Origin of the sequence: Bacteroides sp. 1_1_30, assembly GCF_020982715.1 — a bacterium.
Taxonomy (GTDB): Bacteria; Bacteroidota; Bacteroidia; order Bacteroidales; family Bacteroidaceae; genus Bacteroides; species Bacteroides xylanisolvens.
Map to the genome: position 1 here is coordinate 1 of NZ_JAJKHN010000098.1, position 22,843 is coordinate 22,843.

General features: G+C 44.8%; 16 protein-coding genes and 2 pseudogenes. 3 read left to right on the forward strand and 15 right to left on the reverse strand.

The annotated features are described in order from the left end of the window. Positions 1–575, reverse strand: a 575-nt coding sequence (locus LPH68_RS21950; protein ID WP_230297137.1) for a sulfatase-like hydrolase/transferase, incomplete at its 3' end; no start/stop codon positions are given. Positions 576–1,019: 444 nt separating this feature from the next. Here LPH68_RS21950 and LPH68_RS21960 point away from each other — a divergent pair. Next, positions 1,020–1,721: an IS982 family transposase gene (locus tag LPH68_RS21960; protein WP_118195265.1), complete on the forward strand. Its 702-nt coding sequence runs from the start codon at positions 1,020–1,022 to the stop codon at positions 1,719–1,721. A gap of 178 nt (positions 1,722–1,899) precedes the next feature. Here the strand turns inward: LPH68_RS21960 and LPH68_RS21965 are convergent, their stop codons facing one another. From LPH68_RS21965 to LPH68_RS22010, 10 genes are all read right to left on the reverse strand, one after another. Then, positions 1,900–2,466 (reverse strand): DUF4372 domain-containing protein, encoded by a 567-nt coding sequence (locus LPH68_RS21965; protein WP_008023543.1) that lies wholly within the window; start codon positions 2,464–2,466, stop codon positions 1,900–1,902. A gap of 354 nt (positions 2,467–2,820) precedes the next feature. Beyond that, complete coding sequence (locus LPH68_RS21970) at positions 2,821–3,543, reverse strand: endonuclease/exonuclease/phosphatase family protein (RefSeq protein WP_230297138.1); 723 nt, start codon at positions 3,541–3,543, stop codon at positions 2,821–2,823. Between the two features lie 133 nt (positions 3,544–3,676). Then, complete coding sequence (locus LPH68_RS21975) at positions 3,677–5,056, reverse strand: SMP-30/gluconolactonase/LRE family protein (RefSeq protein WP_022275419.1); 1,380 nt, start codon at positions 5,054–5,056, stop codon at positions 3,677–3,679. Positions 5,057–5,073: 17 nt separating this feature from the next. Further along, positions 5,074–5,907 carry an endonuclease/exonuclease/phosphatase family protein gene (locus tag LPH68_RS21980; RefSeq protein ID WP_022275418.1) on the reverse strand — a complete coding sequence of 278 codons (834 nt, stop codon included), beginning with the start codon at positions 5,905–5,907 and terminating at the stop codon, positions 5,074–5,076. Positions 5,908–5,928: 21 nt separating this feature from the next. Beyond that, positions 5,929–6,657, reverse strand: a complete 729-nt coding sequence (locus LPH68_RS21985; RefSeq protein ID WP_022275417.1) for a DUF3823 domain-containing protein — start codon at positions 6,655–6,657, stop codon at positions 5,929–5,931. 27 nt (positions 6,658–6,684) lie between these two features. Then, on the reverse strand, positions 6,685–8,625 hold the full coding sequence (locus LPH68_RS21990; RefSeq protein ID WP_022275416.1) for a RagB/SusD family nutrient uptake outer membrane protein: 1,941 nt from the start codon (positions 8,623–8,625) through the stop codon (positions 6,685–6,687). Between the two features lie 14 nt (positions 8,626–8,639). Further along, positions 8,640–11,807, reverse strand: coding sequence for a TonB-dependent receptor (locus tag LPH68_RS21995; protein WP_151923076.1), 3,168 nt, complete (start codon positions 11,805–11,807; stop codon positions 8,640–8,642). Between the two features lie 8 nt (positions 11,808–11,815). Next, entirely contained in the window at positions 11,816–12,976 is a 1,161-nt protein-coding gene (locus LPH68_RS22000) for a glycoside hydrolase family 130 protein (protein WP_008023554.1), read from the reverse strand. Positions 12,977–13,142: 166 nt separating this feature from the next. Then, on the reverse strand, positions 13,143–14,390 hold the full coding sequence (locus LPH68_RS22005) for an MFS transporter (protein ID WP_151923077.1): 1,248 nt from the start codon (positions 14,388–14,390) through the stop codon (positions 13,143–13,145). A gap of 18 nt (positions 14,391–14,408) precedes the next feature. Beyond that, entirely contained in the window at positions 14,409–15,455 is a 1,047-nt protein-coding gene (locus LPH68_RS22010) for a glycoside hydrolase family 130 protein (RefSeq protein WP_008023557.1), read from the reverse strand. Positions 15,456–15,611: 156 nt separating this feature from the next. Between LPH68_RS22010 and LPH68_RS22015 the strand changes: the two genes are divergently transcribed. Beyond that, positions 15,612–19,592: a hybrid sensor histidine kinase/response regulator transcription factor gene (locus LPH68_RS22015; RefSeq protein WP_008023559.1), complete on the forward strand. Its 3,981-nt coding sequence runs from the start codon at positions 15,612–15,614 to the stop codon at positions 19,590–19,592. A 24-nt stretch (positions 19,593–19,616) separates the two neighbouring features. After that, positions 19,617–20,486 carry an endonuclease/exonuclease/phosphatase family protein gene (locus tag LPH68_RS22020; RefSeq protein WP_008023561.1) on the forward strand — a complete coding sequence of 290 codons (870 nt, stop codon included), beginning with the start codon at positions 19,617–19,619 and terminating at the stop codon, positions 20,484–20,486. A 411-nt stretch (positions 20,487–20,897) separates the two neighbouring features. On the opposite strand, the gene LPH68_RS22025 is transcribed toward LPH68_RS22020, so the two are convergent. From LPH68_RS22025 to LPH68_RS22035, 4 genes and pseudogenes are all read right to left on the reverse strand, one after another. Continuing rightward, positions 20,898–21,878, reverse strand: coding sequence for a hypothetical protein (locus LPH68_RS22025; RefSeq protein WP_151936442.1), 981 nt, complete (start codon positions 21,876–21,878; stop codon positions 20,898–20,900). Positions 21,879–22,013: 135 nt separating this feature from the next. After that, a pseudogene (locus LPH68_RS22030) lies at positions 22,014–22,237 on the reverse strand (AraC family transcriptional regulator); the annotation flags it as partial. 93 nt (positions 22,238–22,330) lie between these two features. Then, entirely contained in the window at positions 22,331–22,465 is a 135-nt protein-coding gene (locus LPH68_RS26670; RefSeq protein ID WP_008023566.1) for a hypothetical protein, read from the reverse strand. A gap of 7 nt (positions 22,466–22,472) precedes the next feature. Further along, positions 22,473–22,766, reverse strand: a pseudogene (locus LPH68_RS22035) (arginase family protein); the annotation flags it as partial. Between the last annotated feature and the right edge of the window lie 77 nt (positions 22,767–22,843).

The following is a 22,843-nucleotide window of genomic DNA, read 5'->3' on the forward strand; positions in this document are numbered from 1 at the left end:
TCAAAATTATGCTCGTAACTCACTTCGATGGGATCGGCCGGATCGAGTCCTACTACATCGCCGTTTTCCACGTAAACCGTCGGGACACGGTCGTTGGTTGCTGCAATCAGGCAAGAGTAGTCGAAACCAATTTCTTTGGCACCCGGTTTGACGGTTTCGTTCCAGTTGACATTGCCGTCTCCCATCCCCAAATGCCACTTTCCGATAGCTCCGGTCACATACCCGCACTGCTGCATCATCTTCGGCAAGGTAAACTGATTTTCATTAATGATAAGAGGGGCATCTCCCGGCAGGATTTTTGCATCCTTATTTTTCCACGGATACATTCCGGTCATCAAAGCATAACGGCTGGGAGTGGAAGTTGCCGAAGTGGCATATCCGTTCGTGAAACAAACTCCGCCATGAGCCAGACTGTCGATATTCGGAGTATGAATCGTAGTAGAGCCATAAGCGCTGACATCGCCAAAGCCCAAATCATCGGCAAGAATCACAATCACATTCGGCTTTTCTTCTACGTGCTGTGAGATACAACCTACTAAAGACAACGTAGGAACTAGATAGATTATCTTTTTCATAATATTATGTAGTTAATAACAGTGCAAATTTAGCTAGTGCTAATTTATTTGTGTAGAACAAATGTTTAATAATTGGGAGTAATGTTCAACCTATAACTTTTCCTGAGAACAGTAGTTTAGTACTAACTTTCGTAATGAAGGTGGAAAACCCAATTCGCACAAAATTAAAGGAATCGGTGCAGATTTTATGCCGAAGACTTATTTGTAGGCAAAATTATTCAGTTACAGAATGATGAAGCCATTCGCCGCGAATTAGCGAGGTTGGAAGACTTGCAGATTAATACTTCCTCAGAAGTTGCCGTATATACTGCCACAAAACTTGTGAAGCGCGTCCCGAAAATGAGAATATGCTTTTTTGTTTCATCTCGAATTTACATTAAACTTTAAGTTGTTATACTATTGGAATGGAAAAAAGTGCAGATTGAAGCAAAGTTACTTAAATAACTGGAAAAAGTCTGTAAGCATATGCGCCATCTCTTCCCGCTGGTTGTATCATACAACCGTTTTGTGGAACTTGAAAAAGAAGTGGCTGTCCCTTTGGCGCTATTCATCAAGAAAGTGTTGCTGGGAAAATGCACAGGCATCAGTTTCGTGGACAGCACTCCTCTGAGGGTATGCAGGAATCAAAGGATACATGTCCATAAAGTATTCAAGGGTATAGCCCAAAGGGGTAAGTGTTCCATGGGATGGTTCTTCGGTTTCAAACTGCATCTAATTTGTAATGAAAAAGGCGAACTGCTAAACTTCATGATAACTCCGGGTGATGTGGATGACAGGAAACCGTTGGAATACAAGGCATTTATCGATTTTATCTATGGTAAGCTGGTTGCGGACAAAGGATATATCAGCAAGAATCTTTTCCAACGCTTGTTTGTCGATGGCATACAACTTATCACTAAACTGAAAAGCAATATGAAAGGCGCTTTGATGAGCGTGTCGGACAGACTGCTTCTTCGGAAACGGGCTATTATAGAGACGGTAAACGATGAATTGAAAAACATCGCACAGGTGGAGCATTCCAGGCATAGGAGTTTTGACAATTTCATCGTCAACATTCTGGGGGCTATTGCTGCGTACTGCATGTTTCCCAAAAAAACGTGTATCAATGTGCAACGTACATTAGATACACAGCTTGCTTTGTTTTGATTTCGTCGAACTCACGTTATTTTATTATTGCTGTCCGATAAAACTTAGTAAAGATATGAAAGTATGGCTCCACTGCTGATATAATGCGGTTAAGCCTACTTTTTCAGAAATCCAAGCCCCCTCATTCGAACAATGACGGCATAGGAGGATCTTTGGCAGGCTGTTCAAGCAGCATCTGTCAGTCCCTTTCGGGCTGGTTCAGTAAGCTGTATAAGTCAACATAATACATCAATGTCAGTCTCACCATTGTTGTAAGCCCCGAAAAACTCCAGTTCCTACTCAGCCGACTTTGTATAACCATCAGAAGAAGGTTTGCGATAAGCGTTACCCAAATCTGGATTTTGATGGCATTCCTGCTCTCTCCATAGAAATATCGTAGGGGGAAGTTCTGTTTGATTTGTTTGAAGAGCAGTTCTATTTCCCAGCGTTGACGGTATATGTTGACGATAACTTCCGGACGTCGGGCATTGGCATCGGAAAGTGTACTGCGTGTCGGCATCATCGAGACACCAAGGTGCGCCAGTTTCCGGGCTTCAGACAGCATGGACACGGATATCTCACGCAGTGAGTCGTGACGCATTATCACAGCATAAAGCATTGTCATCAAATGTGTCCAGGCATCAAAGCGCTTAATGTAACGTTCTCCGCCGTTTTTACGGCTGATTTCAAGAATTTCTGCCTTATCAAGCAATTTTATTACCTGACCATATAACGGCTGTCCGAGAAAATGTGTACTTTTACCCATGGTTATTCATTTTAGTTTAGCGACTTCAAAATAACCACAAAGGGCTGACTCCTGCAATAGGTGCCAGCCCTAATTTGGTCTGCGCTTAAAAAGTTTTATCGGACAGCAATATAAAAGAATAGATTTAATTAGTTGTATGCGAGAAACTATCCAGTCTCTTGCATACAACTAATTTCGTTTATATATAAAATTAATCGTCTGACTATAGTTATTCTTTCATCTGACTATAGTTAGACGAAAAGTCAACAGTAGTCAGACGAAAGTTCAACTATAGTCAGACGAATAAATTTATTCGATTGAAGAGTTAGTTTTATGCATACGGAAGACTAATTGGTAGCAAACTTGCTATTAATCTTATTTGATAAGATAAGTAGCCACTACCGGATAATGGTCTGATTCCTTATCCGCCCAATAACAAACATTATACGCCTTCACCGTAAAAGCCTCGTTTGGCGCATAAATCAACCAGTCACATGCGTAAGCCGGACTTGGAACGGGTACTGTCCATGGAGCACCATCACTCAAACAATTTACGGTGAAATACTTTTGAAAAGCAGCCATGGTAGCAGAACCACGGCGGGAATTCAAATCTCCCCCCAAGATAACAGGTTTATCCAGGTGCTCCACGCACGCAAGAATTTCATCAACCTGTTTCAGACGGGCAGCATCTTCGTATTTATGGTCCAGATGTGTCGTAGCGAAATAGAATTCCTTACCTTCCTTCACAACTTTCACATAACCGAAAGAACGGACATAATCACCTTCTTTCAGTACACTCAACTTAAAACTCTTTTCCTCGGAAACCGGATATTTGGAAAGAATCACATTTCCGTAATCTCCGCCAGTCGGAATATCGAGCGCATGGGCAAAATAATAATATTTCATTCCCGTCAGTTCCGACAGTTTCTTCGGAGTATCCCAAGGGTTAATCTCCGTGTTTCTTTCTATTTCCTGAAGTGAAACGATATCCGGGTTCTCTTTCTTAATGACTTCGGCAATCTTATCAATTCCTTGTTTACGACCGCTATACGTGTTGTAAGTCATGGCTTTTACTGTGACCTCTTTCGGTTTCGTCACGGGTTTCTGTGCCGTTGAAGGTTGTAACAAACAACACAATAGAAACAATGAAATGCATATTCTAAAATTCATATACAACCAATTAATAAGTGAATGTTATCCTGAAAAACAATCTTTCCTACCTGATACAAAATTAATCCTTTTCTATCTTACGAATCTTATGATTCCAATAATCTGAAATATACAACGCTCCGTCCGGACCGAACTGCAGACCTTCCGGATGGTTGAATTGCGCTTTATCCAACGTGCCGTCAGTCGTACCGGAAAGACCTGTACCTGTGTAATTTGTCAACATGCCGTCAGGGGTAATTTTCGCTATACGATGTTTTTTACGGACTGCTACATAAATATTTCCCTCTTCATCCAAATCCATCTGGCAAGGCTCTTCCAGTTTGGCTTCATTTCCCTGACCTTCTGTAAAACCTTTTGTATCGTACTGCCCTACCCAAATATGGAGATTAGAAAACTCGCCTTTCGACATGTCGTAATCCCCTTTATAAATCACATGTTTATTCTGTGAACTCATATACACGGTAGTTCCTGCCTTGTCAAAAAGAATACAGCGGATTTTCACTTTCGACGCATTTTTACCTGCTGCGTCGGGAAGTTGCACACCGGTTGCCACCATCGTATTCTGCTCCGGGTCATATTTGTAAATCATGGCATTTCCATGAGCTACGGAGAAAACCTCTCCCGTGACAGGATGCACACCTACATTAGTAACTCCATTTTCCAAAGAGGGAGTGACTGACCATATTGCAGACAGATTAGCAGCATCATACTGATGCGTATCATTGCTCCATGGCATTGTTGCAATATGCGCATTGCCCGAAGCGTTGGCATCATTGGACAAGAATAAAGTATTGCCATCCGATGAGAAAGCGATATTCATCATCCTGAATACAGTTCCACCGGTTCCATCTCCGCGTAAGAAAGTAGCGACCTGATTGTTTTTCGCGATACGGATATCACGGTCATCATCTTCCACGATATACAAAGCACCTTCCTTGTCGAAAGCGATAGAACCCGGTTTCCAAAGACCCGCTTCCATGAGGGTCCCCTCTTTCTTCTCCGTTTTTTCGGAAGGAACATAACTGCCGATATAAGTACTTACGATAGGAGACTGAGAATACTCAAACTCCGTTTTATATGTCAGTTCTTGCGCAGCTTCTCCCTGACCGATATACACTTTCACCGGACCGGAGCCGGAACCTCTCTGTACATTGGCAGTAATAATATTCCCCAACGCACCCGTCACTTCGGCGTCCACCCCGTTGACTGTCACGCGGATATTATCCAAATCCGTGCCGAAATGCGTACCGTATAAAGTCAGGCTTGTAGACTTTCCGCCGGCTGTCGGCGTGTACATAGTGATTTTGGGAGTAGCCTCTCCTTCTCCGATTTCAGGCGTCATATCCTGCCGGTTCTCATCCTCGCATGCGACAAAGCCGATTGACGCAAACATCAGAGAATAGATAGAAAACCGTTTCAAATGAAGTATCAATGTTTTCATGTTTCTGTCTTTTTAGGTCAATCGTTTATACTGAACGTAGCTACCACCGGAAAGTGGTCTGATTCTACATAAGCATCATAATACACATCATAGGCTTTCGGAGACATTTCTTCATCCGGAGTGTACAATACGAAATCAATCGCTTTCACCGGAACGGGCGTTCCCGTTGTCAGTCCATAGTTCCCGTTCAGGCAACCGATTTCAAAACGTTCATACAATATCTTCATCGGGCCGGAGTCGGCTAAAGCATTGAAATCACCAGTCAATATCATTGGCTCATCCAAGCCCTTTGTCTTTTCGATAATCGTTGTAGTCTGGTTGATACGGTTAGTTTCGTTGCCCACATGAGACAGGTGCGTCACTCCGAAATAGAAACCCTTTCCATCTTTTTCTGTTTTCACTACTCCCATCGAACGCGGGTGGACATCTTCCACTGTCTCTATTCTCGGCAAATCATAATTCACTTCATCACTTATCGGATATTTCGAGAGAATTAGGTTTCCATATTCACCACCATCCACATCGCGGGTTTTGACAAAGAAAGCATAAGGCATTCCGGTCACTTCTTTCATCAGGGCGATAATATCCGCTTTCCCCACCTTGTTAGTCTTCGTCTCAAACTCCTGCAAACCTGCCAAGTCCGGATTTATCTTTTTAATCACTTGGGCAATCGCTTCCATTCCCTTTTTCCCGGAATAAGCTTTCTGCCCGCTATATATATTGTAAGACATGACTTTTACCAATACCCCGTCCTTTTCGTCCGGCGGGGTCACACCGTCATCATCCGAACTGCAACCGGCAAACAAACCGCCCGCCAACAGTAGCAGTAATAAATAGAATTTATGTTTCATTGTTACCTTCTTTTTTATCGTTTATCTTATATCATTCACAATTACTTCCACTACCCGGCTGTAATTCACATACGATTTGCTTTCTGCTGTCACCGTAGCCGCAACACGTACATACACCCTGTTCTTGTTGGAAACAATCTTATAATGATTCTCTATAAATTCAGTATCACTCATCAGGTCGATGACGTGCGTGCCACTGGCCTTTGTCCCCAGTGAAGAGAGGGTGGCATGGTTTGCATTGTTCACATCCACTCCCGGAGCATAATTCCATATCACGGAAACATCCGTCAGTTGCAATGTCTCGTTCGATGTTTTCGCATCATAGGTCAGTGTCAGCTTATTATCAGCCGATACAGCCACATCAAGGCTGATACGCGAGAACGGGATTGTGTACAAATCAACCTGCGTTTGTCCGTTCACGGTGACATACCCTTCACATACCCCGACAAAAGGACCATCCTTTGCCTGAATACGATAGCTGCCATTGAACACCTTCGTATGCTCGAACGTTCCATCCTGGCGAGCACGGAAATCAACAGAGGCGGTAGCCCCCGTATTCTGCTCGTACAAACTCATCATCACACCGCTACTTCCCGGCACAGGCATAGGAACCGGTTCATTCGTTTCCTTATCATAGATAGTGCCATACACGCCACCGTTCGGTGCATCATAATTATCGATGTCATTTTCGCATGCCGCCACGAAACAGGCGAATAATGCAGTCAATCCTATGTTTACTATTTTATTCATATCGTTTCTTCTTTAAAATTGGATGTATCAATTACCGTAACCCGGATTCTGTACCATCAACGGATTCGTACTCAAGTCCTCGGCACGGAACACCGTATAGTAGTTCTTTTCAAGGAAAAGACGCTTTCTCTTTTCGGGCACACCGGTTTCAAAGGTGTACTTGCCGCTCTTAACATTGTAATACGGACAGAGAGCCGTGCCGCGGAAATTGGTCAAACCACCTTTGCTTACATCGAGATGAGCCAGGCGCCAACGTTTCAAATCCCAGTAACGATGCTTCTCAAAAGCAAGTTCCACTTTCCGTTCATGGCGCACTTTATCCAGCGTCAGGTTACCTGCAGTCAATAGTTTGATACCTGCCCTGCCGCGAATCTCATTGATATCCTTCAAAGCCACGTCCAGATGCCGGTTCAGTTCCATGCAAGCCTCTGCACGATTCAGATAGATTTCTGCCAGACGGAAAACCACCCAGGGAGTAGAAGAACGTTTTGCGTCGATGTTCGTATAGTCCGTCAGACTTTCATCCAGGAATTTACGCTGATAGAAACCCGTCTTGCTGGCGTCGCCTACACTTAACGAGCCACCGTCTTTTCCCGAAGTATTATAAGTCTGTCCGTCTATTACGACCTTGTTCTCCTTATCCGGTTGGGCGGAAGCTTCATACTTGGTTCCTATCCCATCCTGTCCGTTGATGACACCGCGTATCCATTCGATTTTTCCGCCACCGTATCCTTTATAATCAGCACCGGGCAGGTAAACCGAACCTAATAAACGAGGGTCTTTATTCTTAAAGATATCATACGGGCTATCATAGCTGATAGCTTTTCCACTGCTGTCTTTCATCTTCAGCTTCCCTTCCGTACCGTCAATATATTCAAATTCCTCTACCATTTCCAGTACCGGAGACATGCCGCATCCCCAACCGTCGCCACGATAAGAGAAAGGAACATTCAGTTTATCCCACATATGTCCTTTACCGGCAGCCACATTATACTGTTTCTGGAAAATATATTCTCCGTTATCCCCATTCACTGCTTTGGAAAAGAGATTGTAAAAGTTCTGCGCCAGCTCTTCCGCTTCCGTACCGGTCGATTTATACAAGCTATACACACGGGGAACCATTTCATCCAGAATCTTCGATGAAGCAGTATAACATTCGTCAAAGTAACGTTCCGCTTCTGTCTCGGGAATATACACATATCCTTTGGAAACAGCCTCGCCTGTGAGAGTCAGCGTTTTGGAATACTTGGCGATAGTACCGGCATACAGTGCGGCACGTGACCACAAGGCAAGCACCGTTCCACGATTTGCGCGGTATTTGGCATCACTGCTGCGTACTTCCGGCAATGATTCATAGATAGCCTTACATTCATTGATAATGAAATCATAGGTCGCGGCTTCCGTATCACGAGCCTGGTAAAGAGCTTCCGTATTTCCTGCGGTATATTCTTTCGGAACAGTCTGCAAAGGAACGCCCCCATAACGCTTCACCAGTCCGAAGTACTGCATAGCACGGATAAAACGGGCTTCTGCTCCGAGTTCTTCTTTCTCATCCTCACTCAATACGGAAGTTTTCTCAATATTCAGCAGGAAGTTGTTTACAATGCGGATTTGCTTGTAGCGGGTCACCATGTCGTCGTTGAATACATAGTCGCCATAAGAATAAGTAGAGTTCGACTTGTCGAATGCGCTCTCCTTCTGATAACTGGCGGTAGCCTCATCCGAGAGGCTGGTCTGATTCGCCAGGTTCGCCTTCTTGCTTCCATACCAGTCGTCAAACTCATCCAGTTTCAGTCCCGAGTCATACATATCCGCCAATACGGCTGTGATTGCTTTCGGATTTTGCCAAATCAAATCCGGTGTGTTGACACCGCTGGTACTCTCACGGTTCAGATAATCATCGCATCCCGTCCATACGAAGATGGACACCCCGCCTATCAATATATATTTCAGATAATTCCTATTCATTGTCTTTACTGGTTTTAGAAGGTTACATTTACGCCAAAGTTATACGTCTTCATCTGCGGATAATAGCGTATTCCGCTGGAATTGCTTTCGGGGTCGACGTTCTTCATCAGTCCGTCACGCTTGGTGAAAGTCAGCAGATTGTTGCAGTTGATATAGAAACGCACCCGGTCGATAGCCGCCTTTTTTGTCAAGACTTTAGGAAGCGTGTATCCCAGTTCCAGAGTTTTCAGGCGCAGGTAATTTGCGTTGTGCAATGACCACGAGTTACCGGAACGGTTATCGGCGACACCTGCCACGCGTGCGGCAGGCATATATCCCGGAATCCATTTGCTATAAGGGTCGGTCGGGTCTTCCCGGTGCCAGCGGTCGGTCATGATAGCCAGCCCATTACCTAAACCTTGCTGGATAAACGGGTCGAGAATATCCCCGCTAACATAAATATCGTGTCCGGCAGCTCCCTGGAAGAAGACAGTCAGGTCGAATCCTTTGTATTCTCCGGACATATTCAGCCCGTAGTACATACGGGGTGTGGCACCGTGTCCGAGTGGTTGCGTATCGTTATCATCAATAATACCGTCACCATTGTAGTCTTCGAATTTCAAATCACCCGGCATCAGCGAACGGTTACCGTCCTTATCCTGAACCGGTGAGTTCAAAATTTCCTCGAAAGAAGTAAACTGCCCGATTACTTTCTTTCCCCAACGGATATCCTTGTAACGCCCGTTGGTGTTATTACGCCAATCGTCATACATATTGGTGGAAGCCGCCCGCTCCACATAATCATACTTAATCCGGGTAGTAGAGAAGTTGGCCGACACATTATAATTAAAATTGCCAATCCGGTTTTTATGCCCGACTACAATCTCGAATCCGGTGTTAATATCAGAATTCAGGTTCTCCTGCGGCATTGATTCACCGAAGATAGTAGGCAATGAGCCTACACGGGTGGCAGGCAGACCGGAACGGTTTCTGCGGAACCAGTCGAACTCCACAGAAATCAGTCCCCTGTGGTAAGACGCCTCAAAGCCGATGTTCATAATCTTCGATTCATACCAAGTCAGCCACGGGTTTGCCATACCTACCGTAGTCATGCCCGAAGTCACTCCGTTGCTGCCCATGATATAGCTTCCGTGAGACGTATATCCATCCAGATACTGGAACGCGTCGAAATCTCCTTCATCGCCCACTTTGGCGTACGAAGCACGGATTTTCAGGTTATCCATATCGGGTAACAGTTTCTTGAAAAAAGCCTCTTCGGAAACACGCCATCCCAATGAAACACCCGGAAAGAATCCCCAACGATTACCTGCACGGAATTTATAGGTTCCGTCATAGCGGAAATTGAATTCCACCAGATAACGGTTAGAGAAATCATAGTTCAGACGTCCCACCAAGCCGGCGTGAGCCGTTTCCTGTGTCTTGCCGGAAGCTTCCTGATTCGTTTTATCCCCATAGTCCAGGTCAGGAATCAGCCCGATAGCAAAATCACGTGTCCCGGTCACCCAGTTCTTCTTGTCATTATACATTTCCCATACGAGCATGGCACCGATATTATGCTTTTTAGCAAACGTATTGTTGTAGTTCATAGAGAACTGATAGGTCGGTTTGTCATAGTTTTCCAGCTTCGATTCCAGATGCGCGGTGTTAACCACTTTCTCTATATACTCTTCATTCGCATAATCATACGTATATTCCGAGAGGTCTTTCCGCCACGTTTTCCATTCCTTGTTCGTATAGTCGTAGGCAACCAATGCTTTCGCCATCAGTCCTTTCACCCAGGGAAGTTGCCAGGTGATAGCCAACGAGCTGTTAAATTCACGACGCAGGCGGTCTTCATAACCACTGTCGTCCGAATCGGAAACATGCACGGGGTTCGCCATATCTCCTACGGCTCCCCAATAATCCGGGTTGTCATTGGCATACATGGAATAAGTCGGGATGGCCATTTGTGCCGAACGGAACAGGTTGTCACCATTGTAAGGCTTTTTGCGGTTGTCGAAGCGTCCGCTCAAACGCAGTTCCACGTTCAGTCCCTTAGCCACTTCCACGCTCAGGTTGGAACGGACGTTGTAACGTTGGTAATTCCAGTCGCCCGAACGGATGATACCGCCCTGGTCCATATATCCGATAGACATGTAATATTTCACTTTCTCCGTACCGCCTGTCAGGCTCAAGTTGTGTGAAGTCTGGGGAGCGGTGCTACGCATCGTCTCACTCCACCAGTCCGTACCTGCCGTACCGTTCCGGTAGGCTTCCAGTTGTTCTTGTGAATAAGCGGAAGCTCCGCGCCACGGGTTGGCATTGTGAATCGCTTCATTGTAAAGAGAAGCGTACTCATAAGCATTCATCATCTCCGGATAGCGGGTCACTTTCTGAAAACCTACATAGCCGTTATATTCTATCTTTACCTTCTGTTCCGTCCCTTTCTTGGTAGTAACCAGCAGAACACCGTTTGAACCTTTAAAACCGTAAACAGCTGCGGCGGCATCTTTCAGGATAGAGATGGATTCGATATCATTCGGGTCGAGCTGCGTATAATCACGCTCGATACCGTCTACAATCACCAGCATGCTTCCATATCCGCGAATATCGACGGAAGCTCCATCATCACCGGGGCTTCCGCTACGCTGTACGGCACGCAAACCCGGCAAACGTCCGGCGAGCATATTCGTCACACTGGGAGCTTTTACTTCCATCAACTTATCCGAAGAGATGGCAGCTACCGAACCGGTCACGGAAGCCTTTTTCTGAATACCGTAACCTACCACCACTACCTCGTCCAGCGTCTCGGTATCTTCCTGCAAAGTTACTTTCAGTCCAGCTTGCCCGTTCACCCGCACTTCTGTTGTTTTATATCCTATATAGGAAATCTGTAACACTCCATTAGCGGGAACCGGCAAGGTAAACTTACCGTCCACATCGGTAATCGTCCCCACACCGGCAGCACCTTTCAGTTGCACCGAAGCTCCGATAACCGGTTCTCCGCCGGCATCAACAACCACACCTTTCACCGTGATATTCCGAACAGTCTGTTCGATACCCGATACCGAAGGGCTTTCCGCATATACCGTAAACGGCACGCACAGGAAAGTCCCTGCCATTAAAGCTGAAACAGTAGCTATCTTCAGCCGGTCGTTGAACGACTTTAAGACAACCGTGTTCATTTTACAAACATGTTTCATAGATTAAATTAATTATGTGTTTTAAGTTTCGAATCTATATTATCATCACATATCGCTACTGCAACCTGCGAATCGGCACAGCCATAATAGAGATATAATTTGTTTTTAAAGTAAGCCAATCCTTCGATAAACACTGTTCCGTCCTTGTACTGACCGCTCTTCTCGAAAGCGGCTTCGGGCACAAAGAAAGGTTTATCCAAGCGGTCGAGTACTTTATAAGGGTCGTTGGCGTCAAACAGGAACTGCCCTGCACAATAAGCGCCTGCGGGGTATGCCGGGTCCCTTTCTTCCTTGTATCCGTTCTTGCCATTGTATAATAATACAATACCGTTCACGGTTTTGATAGCCGGTGGCCCGCACTCAGTCAGGCGGCTGTCGAAATACCCGCTGCGGGGTTTGGCTATCTCCCTTAGTTCGTTGTTTTCGTTCAGTACCGGAGCCCAGTCGGTCAGGTTATCGGAAGTTGCGGCACATACCGCATTCTCCCCCCAATACATAAAGTATTTGCCAGCCACTTTCTCAATGACCAGTCTGCCGTCTTTCACTCCGGTGACAATAGAAGCCGATTTGCTTGCTATATTGGCAAAACGCCCGTTGTATGCTTTCGCAAAAGCGAGTCCGTGTTTCGTCCAGTTTTTCAAGTCTCTGGAAGTAGCCACCGCCAAGCGGGGAAGATTGCGGTTCCAGGCTGTATAAAGCATGACGTACAATCCGTCTTCCGTCATTGCCACACGCGGGTCTTCGCAACCACCTTCCCATTCTATTTCTTTAAAATCGTCTTCGGAAGGAAAGAGTACCGGTGCGTCCGCTTGGCTCATCGTCACTCCGTCCGTACTTTCCGCATAGCCGATGCGGGATGTCCTCTTTCCGATGCCTTGCGCCGAGTTGTCTTCCGCACGGTAGAGTACCACAATCTTCCCGTCCTTGACGGTTGCCGCCGGATTGAAAGTGTCACTCTCTTCCCATCTTACCGGCTGCTTGCGCATCGGGCATTGGAAAGTAGTCGGTTGCGGGGAAATCACCGGGTTCACCCCTTCCGGGCGGACAAAAGGGCCGAGTATCCATTGTCCGCTCTGTTCTTCGACAGCTACGGATGCCTGTTTTTGTCCGGAGCATCCGGCTAGTGTCATCATACTGATTAAATAGATTACAGATTTTAGTTTTATCATACGTCGTTTTTTTAGTTTTCCCAATCGGTCGTTCATCGTTTTTCTGCCAGCAAAACTATCGTACCCCGCAAAAAATAGAGTGTACTATATTCTCAAAAGGGTATATAGGTGCTGTACAACATAATAATTCATCCGTTTGCAATGGCAGCTTAATGGTTTTGAAATATTAACGAACCGTTTGGTTCTGTTTGATGATGTTCCGGGTCAACGGGTAGGCTATCAACTGCAAGGCTCCTACCAGTATCAATGCGTACTTCAATGCAAAATCCTGTGATATGGCAAAGGCAAGCGCCATAAAAAGGATGAGCCCGAAAGCACGCCCCAGGAATAGTCCGAATTCGTGGCTTAAAATATAAGTGTATTCATTTCTTTTCTCGATTTTAACTACTGCGTCGATGGTTTGCATCATAATGGGATAGTAAGGCAAGTCAAACAAGGGCTGAAAGATTACCTTACAGAGGACAAAGATAATCACTCCGGTGGCTGAAAACAAGACCCCGTTGAACAGAGTACCGATAAAAAAGACGAGTAACCCGGCAATAAATATCTTCGGGCGGTCTTCGGGTTTGGCAATACGCCCCAGTACATAGACCAGTATAGCCGTCAGCGTACCGCTGATTCCCTGTATCAAGCCTAATGTCCCTTCATCACCGACCAGTTTCAGAATCAGGATGGCGGGGGCAGTCACCAGGAATCCCTGTACCATTCCTTTCAGGGAAGCCAGCAACAGCATTTTCTTCCACAGTGTACAGAACCGGAAGTACAGAAAGTTCTTCTGTATCGGATTGGCAAACTTACCACGCCACAAGACAGCTACGGCAAACAGGGTCACGACTATGACTCCGACTGTGACCAAACGATAGGCACCATTTATATCAATCAGGCATCCCATGATTTCTTTGCCGTCTATCTGGCTGATGAATGCGCCAATCAATAAAGGAACAGTTATCGAAGTGATGGAGAAAAAGAAAGATTCCAGTCCGAAAAAGTAGTTCCGGCTATTATCGGTCGTGTTGTTGAGAGTCAATAGATAGCGGTTGGTCCAAAAGAAACCCGATGCGGCTCCGAGAACAAAACCTGCTATGCCTAACTCTACAAAGCCCAATGACTTCACCAGCATCATGGCAAACATCGACAGCCCGCTAACTAATATCCCGCCTGCATACAGTACTTTCACGCTGACATGCCGCAACAGGAAGCCGTTGACAAAAGAGGTCGCAATGATGCCGATATACATAAAAAGTTGATAGAAAGCTACGGAAACAGGCTCGCTCGTGTGACGCATCACATAAGCACCTACAAATATCTCCACCACAGGAAGCACGAACGCATAGAGCAGGTTAGTCATCAACAGTACACGTACATTGGAAGTCTGCTGCTTGAAGAATTGATATTCTCTTTTCAATTTATTCATTTCTTACCTTAATATATGTCATGACTTTAATGAACGAAGGATTTCCCCGATGGAGAACTCCGCTCCGCAGATTACTTCATCACTCGCACCGTAGTAAACAGTCACCTTATCCCCTTCTACCAGATGCCCGTTCGTGAAGACCACATTCCCGAAAAATCCGGTCTGCTCGTAGGGAGCAGTCGGTTCCATTATAGGAGCTTTGCTTCGGGCAATTACCTTTGAGGGGTCGTTCAAATCAAGCAGAAGGGCTCCCAGGCAATAGCGGTTCTGATAGTCTGCACCATGATAAATCTCCAGCCAGCCTTCCTCTGTACGGATAGGCGCGGCGCCCGCACCCACACGGGCACAGTCCCAGCTATCGGGACGAGTGGTCGCAACGCAACGGTGGTTACCCCAGTGCAACCGGTCGGGTGATTCGGCAAGCCAGATATAGTTGCCGCCCAGTTCGGGACTGCTCGGGCGATGCAAGGCGAAATATTTGCCGTTTATCTTCTCTTCAAACAAGGCACAGTCTTTATTATGAGGGGGAAAAATCATGCCGTGACGAGTGTAATTCTTCCAGTCACGGGTATGAATCAGCCCTACACCGACGGCAACGGAAGAGACTTCGGTAAACGTCAGGTAATAGCCGTCGGCTGTAGTCGCCACCCGGCAGTCCTCGATGCCGAAAGCCTCTAATGCCCCTTTGCCGAAAATAGGCGGATAATCCGGTTCTTCCTTAAAATGGATGCCGTCCTCGCTCGATACCAACCGGAGATAAGACATGGTAGTCAGATAATTCTGTCCCGCATATCCTATCACACGAGGGTCGGAAGCGTCCAGTTCCGGGTCATTTTCGTCGAAAGAAAGCACTTCTATCTTCCCTTCCTTATTATATACGGGGAAACTAATCACTCCCTGTTTCTGTACGGGGCGTTCGGCTACCCGCAGTAATAACCAGGTTTTTCCGTCGAAGCGGAATACGCCGGGATTCAGGAAACAGGTGATTTCCATACCTTCTATTCCCGGTTGTAAATCAGATGGTTTCAATAATGGGTTCTGATGAAATCGTTTTGCAATATCCATTTTCTAATCATTAAATAGGTGTTGTTTTTATTTCTCGTGGCAAAGCTACCCCACGCAGCGACGGGAAGAGTGTACTATATTCTCAAAAGGGTATACACGTGTTGTACAGCATATTTTTATCTTTGTTTTCTTATTTTTCCTCTCTATCTTTGCGACATGATTCTACGAAAACACTCATATTTCCGTTACATCTGCATCCTTATTTATTCATGCCTGATGCCTGTTTTATTACATTCGCAGAATGTAGTAAAACAGATTTCCAATGCGGATGGATTATCCAATAATTCGGTGAATTGTTTCCTCGAAGATTCGGAACATACGCTTTGGGTAGGGACATGGGACGGATTAAATGCATATAACGGTCGTAGCTTCAAAACCTATTCTTATAATAAAAAGGATGCAGGGTCTATCAGTAATAATGTCATCTGGCAGATTATCGAGCAGAGCGACTCTATCCTGTGGGTATCTACGGACTATGGGGTGAACCGGTGGAAACGTTCTACCCAACAGTTTACTCCTTATTATTTAGGTACACAGAATAATCCGCCGAAACAGGAGAAGTCATTTCTGCTGGATATCACTTCCGGCAAGCATATTATCTGTTATGTGAAAGAGCAGGGTCTATTCTGTTTCGATGACCGGAAACAGGAGTTTGTTTCCTTGAAGAATGACCTGCCCGATGACATCAGGAACTTCGTCATTGATTCCAAAGACCGGATATTCTTTCTCACAGGACATGGACAATTATTGCATTATCAACTGACTGTCCGCAACTCCTGTCCCGAACTCTCGTTCAAAGAAGAAATCAGGCACTGTGCCCCCGTTTCCAATATTTATCTTTCCCAGGACTGCCTCATCATTAACGATGACAGGACGCTGACTGTTTCACAAGATAACCGTATATTGGACAGTATAAATATTCCGGAGAACAAAACCGTATCACAAGCTATCTGCCACGGTGAATATCTCCTTATCAGCTTTATCGAGGGGGGATGCATCAGATATAATCTTGAAAATGGGACTTCAACGGAATTACTCCAATTGCCGGAGAAAGCTTCCATTTTCACTATTTATATCGGCTCGCAGAATATCCTTTGGGTAGGTACGGACGGACAAGGGATATTGGAAGTCTATGAACACAGTTCGCCTTTCCATACCGTAAAAACGAATTATCCTGTCCGCTGTTTTTGTGAGGAAGACAATGGCAATATACTCGTAGGAACAAAAGGAGAAGGTATCCTGCTGCTCGACAAGCAGGAACGGGGAGTCAACCCCTATCTTTCAACAGGCAACGGGTTAATCTCCAACTCCGTTTATACTATCCGCAAAAATATGTCCGGGGATATATTCATCGGAACCGAAGGGGCGGGTATCAATTATATTCCACTCAATGGCAACCAGGTGAAAAAACTGGGTATTCCCGCTGAATTTCCAGCTTTCAGGGCAGTTTACAGTATCCTTTTCACCCATAATGATTCACTTTTATGGTTGGGAACTTCCGGCTACGGACTTATCAAGCTGAGCCTGCAAAGGGAAGGAAAAAGTTATAGAGTAACGGACATGAAACAATATAAATCTCCCGGCCCTTCTTCGCCAAGCAATAATATTATTTATTCGGTTATTGCCGGATACGATGAGAATGAACTTTGGCTAGGCACGCGAGGGGGCGGAATTAATAAGTTCGATATCGCGTCCGAACGTTTCCGGCAGATGAATGAGATAGACCCCGGTTTGTCCCTGACTAACAATGACGTGATTTATCTGACTAAAGGAGATTCTGCCAGTATCTGGATAGGTACCAGTTATGGTCTTAACCGGTTGTTCCCGACAGCCACACCGCCTTCCATCACCGAATATACGGACAATAACGGATTGCCCAATAATACGATTCACGGCATCCTGAAAGATGAGAACGGGAATATTTGGGCAAGCACCAATCAAGGTATCTCCTTTATCGACTTGCCCTCGGGAAAAATTACCAATTATTCCTCAAGAAACGGGCTGCAAAACGACGAATTTTCTGATGGGGCTATTTTTAAGGACAAAGCCGGATGGCTGTATTTCGGCGGAGTCAGCGGGTTGAACTATTTCGACGAGAACAAGATACGCTTACGGGAACATATCGCATCATTAAGCCTGAACAGCCTGAAGATAAACAATACAAGCCAGAATATCTACGAACGTATCCGTAACCATACACTCCGATTGGACTATGACGAGCCTTATATTACTTTGGGATTTGCCGCACATGATTTTATCAACAATGAGAATTGTGAGTTCAGCTACCGCATTATCGACTTTGCCGACGAATGGATTTACAATGAGAATAACCCGAATATCGTTATCACCAAACTGCCGCCGGGAAAATATAAACTGGAAGTAAAATGCACCAATGGCGACCGGGTATGGAGCAACGAAATCTATTCCCTCAATTTGGACATCGCTTACCCCTGGTGGCTCAGTACTACAGCTTTTATTATTTATTTTATCCTGATTGCCATTGCTATCTATATCACGCAATCCGTCATCAAGAATCGAATCCGGCTGAACCGTCAGATTCTACTGGAACATATCGAGAAACAGAATCAGCAACGTATCCATGAATCGAAGTTGAACTTCTTCACGAATGTGGCACACGAGTTTTTCACTCCGTTGACACTGATATACGGCCCGGCACAGCACTTGTTGGAAAAGGCAGACCTCGACAGTTATACAAAAAGATATATCTACATCATCAAGAACAATGCCGACCGGATGCAGAAGCTTATCAACGAACTGATGGAGTTCCGGAAAGCAGAAGCGGGACATACAGCTATCTATGCTGAAAAAGTGGATATTCAGTTGCTCGTCGACTATGTATCGGACAACTATACCGAAATTGCCGAAGAAAACAAGATAGACTTCAGCTTCAAAAGCAAAGAGGTATCATCCTTTACAACAGACCGGAATGCACTGGAAAAAATAATATTCAATTTGCTTTCCAACGCCTTCAAATATACGCCGTCCGGCGGATATATCCGTGCTGAAATACGGGGGAATGTCGCTGACGGGACATTGCATTTCCGAATCCGCAACTCGGGCAAGGGACTGACAGAGAAACAAATGAGTGAGATATTCAGCCGGTTCAAGATTTTCGAAAGCAGTAACCTGAAACATGCGGGAAGCACCGGAGTCGGCCTGAATCTGACCAAGAGCTTGACGGAGTTATTGGGCGGAGAAATCACAGTAGGAAGTGTATTGGGAGAGTATGTAGAATTCAATGTGTCTCTACCGTCCATGCACGTGAATTCCGGAAAAGAAAGTCAGCCGGCAGAAGAAGAGGCAGAAGCCGGTGAAATGCTTTTTGTCCCAAAACAAAAGGAAATTAGTATATTGATTGTAGAAGATGAAAAGAATATCCGCGAACTTCTGAAAGATATCCTGCTTCCTTACTACCAGGTTCGGGAAGCAGCCGATGGGGAAGAGGCGCTGAAAGAAATCGAACAGAAACAGCCGGATATTATTATCAGCGATGTATTGATGCCCAGGCTGGACGGCATCACTCTGACGGATATATTGAAAGCCAACGAGCGGACTGCCCACATTCCGATTATCCATATCTCCGCCAAGAACTCCATCGAAGACCAGATTAACGCTTACAAACATGGAACAGACTTATATATCCCCAAACCTTTCCACCCGAGGCATGTATTGAGCGCGGTAGAGAATATGATTAATAAATACTCTCTGATGAAAGAGTATTTCAAATCCAGCCGTTCCTCTCTCATCGTAAGGGATGGAATCACCATGCATAAAGAGGATGAGCTGTTACTGGACAAGATTATCAAATTCATCGAAGATAATATTGACGACGAATCCATGAATCCGGATTCTCTCGCAGACTTTATAGGAGTAAGCAAAGCGGGATTGTACCGTAAACTCAAAGAATTGACGGAAAAGACACCAAGCGAATTTGTCCGTACCATCCGCCTGGAATATGCAGCAGGCCTATTAAAGACTACCAAGCTTACCGTTACCGAGATTATGTATAAATCGGGCTTCTCAAACAAGTCTTATTTCTACCGGGAGTTTGCCAAGTTATACAACACTTCTCCCAAAGAATACAGGAGCGGACAGACAGAAGAAAAGGATACTTAATAACCATCTAACAATAAAGAAACAATGAGAAAACTTTTTATTGTATTGGCGCTCTGCGGTGTGTCAATACTGAATGCGCAGCAACTGAATGTCGCTTCTTACAATGTACGAAACAGTAACCCGAACGATGCCAAAGCCGGAAACGGCTGGGAACAGCGTTGCCCGGTACTCACCCAGTTAATCACCTTTCATGACTTCGATATATTCGGAGCGCAGGAAGTGAAACATAACCAACTGGAAGATATGTTGAATGCCTTGCCGCAATACAGTTATATAGGCGTAGGACGGGATGACGGGAAAACGAAAGGGGAATATGCGCCTATCTTCTACCGGAAGGATAAATTCAAGTTACTCAAATCCGGGAATTTTTGGTTATCGGAAGATACCTCGAAGCCGAATAAAGGATGGGATGCAGCCTATACCCGCATCTGTACATGGGGAGAATTCAAGGATATTACAGGCAAGTTCAGATTCTGGTTCTTTAACCTGCACATGGACCATATCGGAGTAGTGGCACGTCGCGAAAGTGCCAAGCTGGTTATCAGCAAGATTAAAGAGATGTGTGGCAAAGACCCCGTCATACTCACCGGAGATTTCAATGTAGACCAGACCAGCGAAAGTTATCAAGTACTTCATGAATCCGGAATATTATCAGACTCTTATGAGGTCGCGCAACTGAGATATGCAACTAATGGAACATGTGCAGGATGGAATCCGAACACATATACTCCCAACCGTATCGACCATATCTTCGTTACCAAAAACTTTATTGTTGAAAAGTACGGAGTGCTGACAGATACTTACCGGATTAAAAATGAAGCCACCGGAATGTATGAAGCACGCATTCCTTCAGACCATTTTCCCGTGAAGGCAGTATTGAAATATACCAAGTGAGCAAACTGAATTCGAAATGATAATATAAGCCTGTTAATGTTCTATTTTTAATATTCTACAAGGAAATAGCCGGTTAAAAAGTAACGAACCGGAAAATAAACTGCATAAATAAATGCATGAGCATACAAAAAATATTCTCGAAACGGTTATACCTGAAAAAAGAAAATCAAGCAATTAAATGAAAAAAAGAACTGGACGGTTATTGATTCAATAATCTCTTATCTTTACATGGTCGTAGCGCGATATGTATTTACATTTTAGATAAAAAAGCGAGCTGGTTTATATGCCAAAGAAAAGCGAAAATGTAATAGCACAATAACAGAAAAAATAGCAGCAAGTTACTCATGTTTGTAAGAGTAGCTTGCTGCTATTTTTATAGTGTTTATATCTTTATCAGAGAAGCATAATATATTAATCAATGTATTGTTTGATTAACTCCACTGGCATTGACAATTGTTTGGATATCTCTTCAATCGATGTCCCATTTTTACAGAGCATCTTAATCATTGAACGAATCACTTGTTCTTTCTGTTCAATCACTTGTTCTTTCTGTTCAATCACTTGTTCTTTCTGTTCAATCACTTGTTCTTTCTGCTCAATCAACTGCTCTTTCTGCTCAATTTCCTTATTCTTCATCATAATTGTCGTATCCCTGTCCTCTATTTCAGAAAGAATTTCGTCTTCTATCTCCATGGCACGCCGCACGTTGGGTGCAGCGGCAGCCTTCAGCAGCCGATGAACAACACACTTCACTTCATCGTCAAGATGCTCATCGTTAATTTCCAGATAGTGTTCGCTATCAGCCTGCCGATATTCTTGGTCAAATACACTCAGCAGACGTTCAAGACGGTTACGAGTTCGTCCGGTGAGGAAAGGAATCTGCACGATGATGCTGTCATGAGTCAGACTCTCTATGAAGGGGTCGGGAGAAGGAAGAGGATTGTCGTCATAATCCAGATAGCGGCGGTGCACGTAAACCACCGGCTCGGTCAGGTTACCCAAGGGGTGTCCCAGAATGTAGATAGAAATGATGGGCAAACCATATGTACGCCTTTGTCCATGCTCATTCTTTTCTTCGATAATGTTCTCCTTATTAAGATACTGCGTGCCCAGATACTGTCGGAAGCGCAAGGTTTCAGTAATGAGCCAAGTCTTTTGCAGTTCGATAAGGACAAGGTGTTCTGCACCGTCATTCTCACGAATCTTTGCTGAAAAATCTATACGAAAGAGTGAGATGCGAGTATGTTCCATGGAAGTATACTCGTGGCGGCGCATTTCAAGGTCTATAATATCCTTTTTGAGCAATGCGGAAAGAAATATCTTGGCGACTTTCTTGTCTTCCATTAAGAATTTGAAGACAGCGTCGTAAATGGGATTGGCGATGATAGTCATATTGCTTATAGTTTAATAATTAAGCAAATATACTTCTTTTATTTGATTAATGAGAGGATGAAAAGGTTAAATTCTTCTATCGGAAAGGAATTACGACATTCTAAGTTACATCGATTGATTCCTCATATTCTAGGATTAAAGAAGTATCAGTATGCCGTATTGTTTCTTGAAAGCGGTCGAAAAGTGCGATGGATTCTTGAAACCCACTTCGGCATAGACATCCACTAATTCTCGTTCATAAACTCCATGATATCTATCTTCTACGGTTCGTTGAAATCGAAGAGCGCCGGAGCAAACCGCTTGTCGATATGCAGCAACGCAAGCAGCCCCTCCTGCAATTTCAAGTTCATGGAGCCATCGGATTTCAAAATAGATTCTATCAGCTTGTTGCATACGTCGTCGGAAAATGCACAACGGTATGTTTCGGCACATTTCCGACAGTCAATACAACCTCATACTGATTTGTTGCCAATCCAGAACCATTCTGTTTCGATTCCCTTTTCATGCAGAGCTTCCTCTACCACACTCAGATCTTGCCAAGTTCCTCCTTGGGGATGCGTACTTCCATTGACCAATAAAACTTTCATACTCGGATTATTTCAATAAGGGTAGTTGGTGTAACATCTCTTTGATGCGAATCGCAATACGCGGCATCGGTTCAGCAACGGTCAAACCGACAATCTCTTTTTCCGTAGCGATGTCGTTTATTACCCTCACGACTTCCGATATTTTCATTCCGCTGGGAACAACACCGACAGCAGCTATGATTTCGGCAGGGTCGAGCACGTCCATATCGAAATGTACGACGACTTTGGACGCTCCGCACGATTTCAGCCAATCACGTATTGCATTGCTATTCTCACGGACATCTTCCGACGTCAAGTGTTTTCCTCGTCTTTCCAACGGGCTTTCTGACCGCCTTTCATATATCCGATACGGGGAATTCCGTTTACTATAGAGTTATT

What these genes read in the sequence shown, in the direction of transcription:
- LPH68_RS22000 (WP_008023554.1), bottom strand. Translation starts at nt 12,976, where the DNA reads ATGATAAAACTAAAATCTGTAATCTATTTAATCAGTATGATGACACTA.
- LPH68_RS22010 (WP_008023557.1), bottom strand. Translation starts at nt 15,455, where the DNA reads ATGGATATTGCAAAACGATTTCATCAGAACCCATTATTGAAACCATCT.
- LPH68_RS22005 (WP_151923077.1), bottom strand. Translation starts at nt 14,390, where the DNA reads ATGAATAAATTGAAAAGAGAATATCAATTCTTCAAGCAGCAGACTTCC.
- LPH68_RS21975 (WP_022275419.1), bottom strand. Translation starts at nt 5,056, where the DNA reads ATGAAAACATTGATACTTCATTTGAAACGGTTTTCTATCTATTCTCTG.
- LPH68_RS22020 (WP_008023561.1), top strand. Translation starts at nt 19,617, where the DNA reads ATGAGAAAACTTTTTATTGTATTGGCGCTCTGCGGTGTGTCAATACTG.
- LPH68_RS22025 (WP_151936442.1), bottom strand. Translation starts at nt 21,878, where the DNA reads ATGACTATCATCGCCAATCCCATTTACGACGCTGTCTTCAAATTCTTA.
- LPH68_RS21990 (WP_022275416.1), bottom strand. Translation starts at nt 8,625, where the DNA reads ATGAATAGGAATTATCTGAAATATATATTGATAGGCGGGGTGTCCATC.
- LPH68_RS21985 (WP_022275417.1), bottom strand. Translation starts at nt 6,657, where the DNA reads ATGAATAAAATAGTAAACATAGGATTGACTGCATTATTCGCCTGTTTC.
- LPH68_RS21965 (WP_008023543.1), bottom strand. Translation starts at nt 2,466, where the DNA reads ATGGGTAAAAGTACACATTTTCTCGGACAGCCGTTATATGGTCAGGTA.
- LPH68_RS26670 (WP_008023566.1), bottom strand. Translation starts at nt 22,465, where the DNA reads ATGAAAGTTTTATTGGTCAATGGAAGTACGCATCCCCAAGGAGGAACT.
- LPH68_RS21980 (WP_022275418.1), bottom strand. Translation starts at nt 5,907, where the DNA reads ATGAAACATAAATTCTATTTATTACTGCTACTGTTGGCGGGCGGTTTG.
- LPH68_RS21995 (WP_151923076.1), bottom strand. Translation starts at nt 11,807, where the DNA reads ATGAAACATGTTTGTAAAATGAACACGGTTGTCTTAAAGTCGTTCAAC.
- LPH68_RS22015 (WP_008023559.1), top strand. Translation starts at nt 15,612, where the DNA reads ATGATTCTACGAAAACACTCATATTTCCGTTACATCTGCATCCTTATT.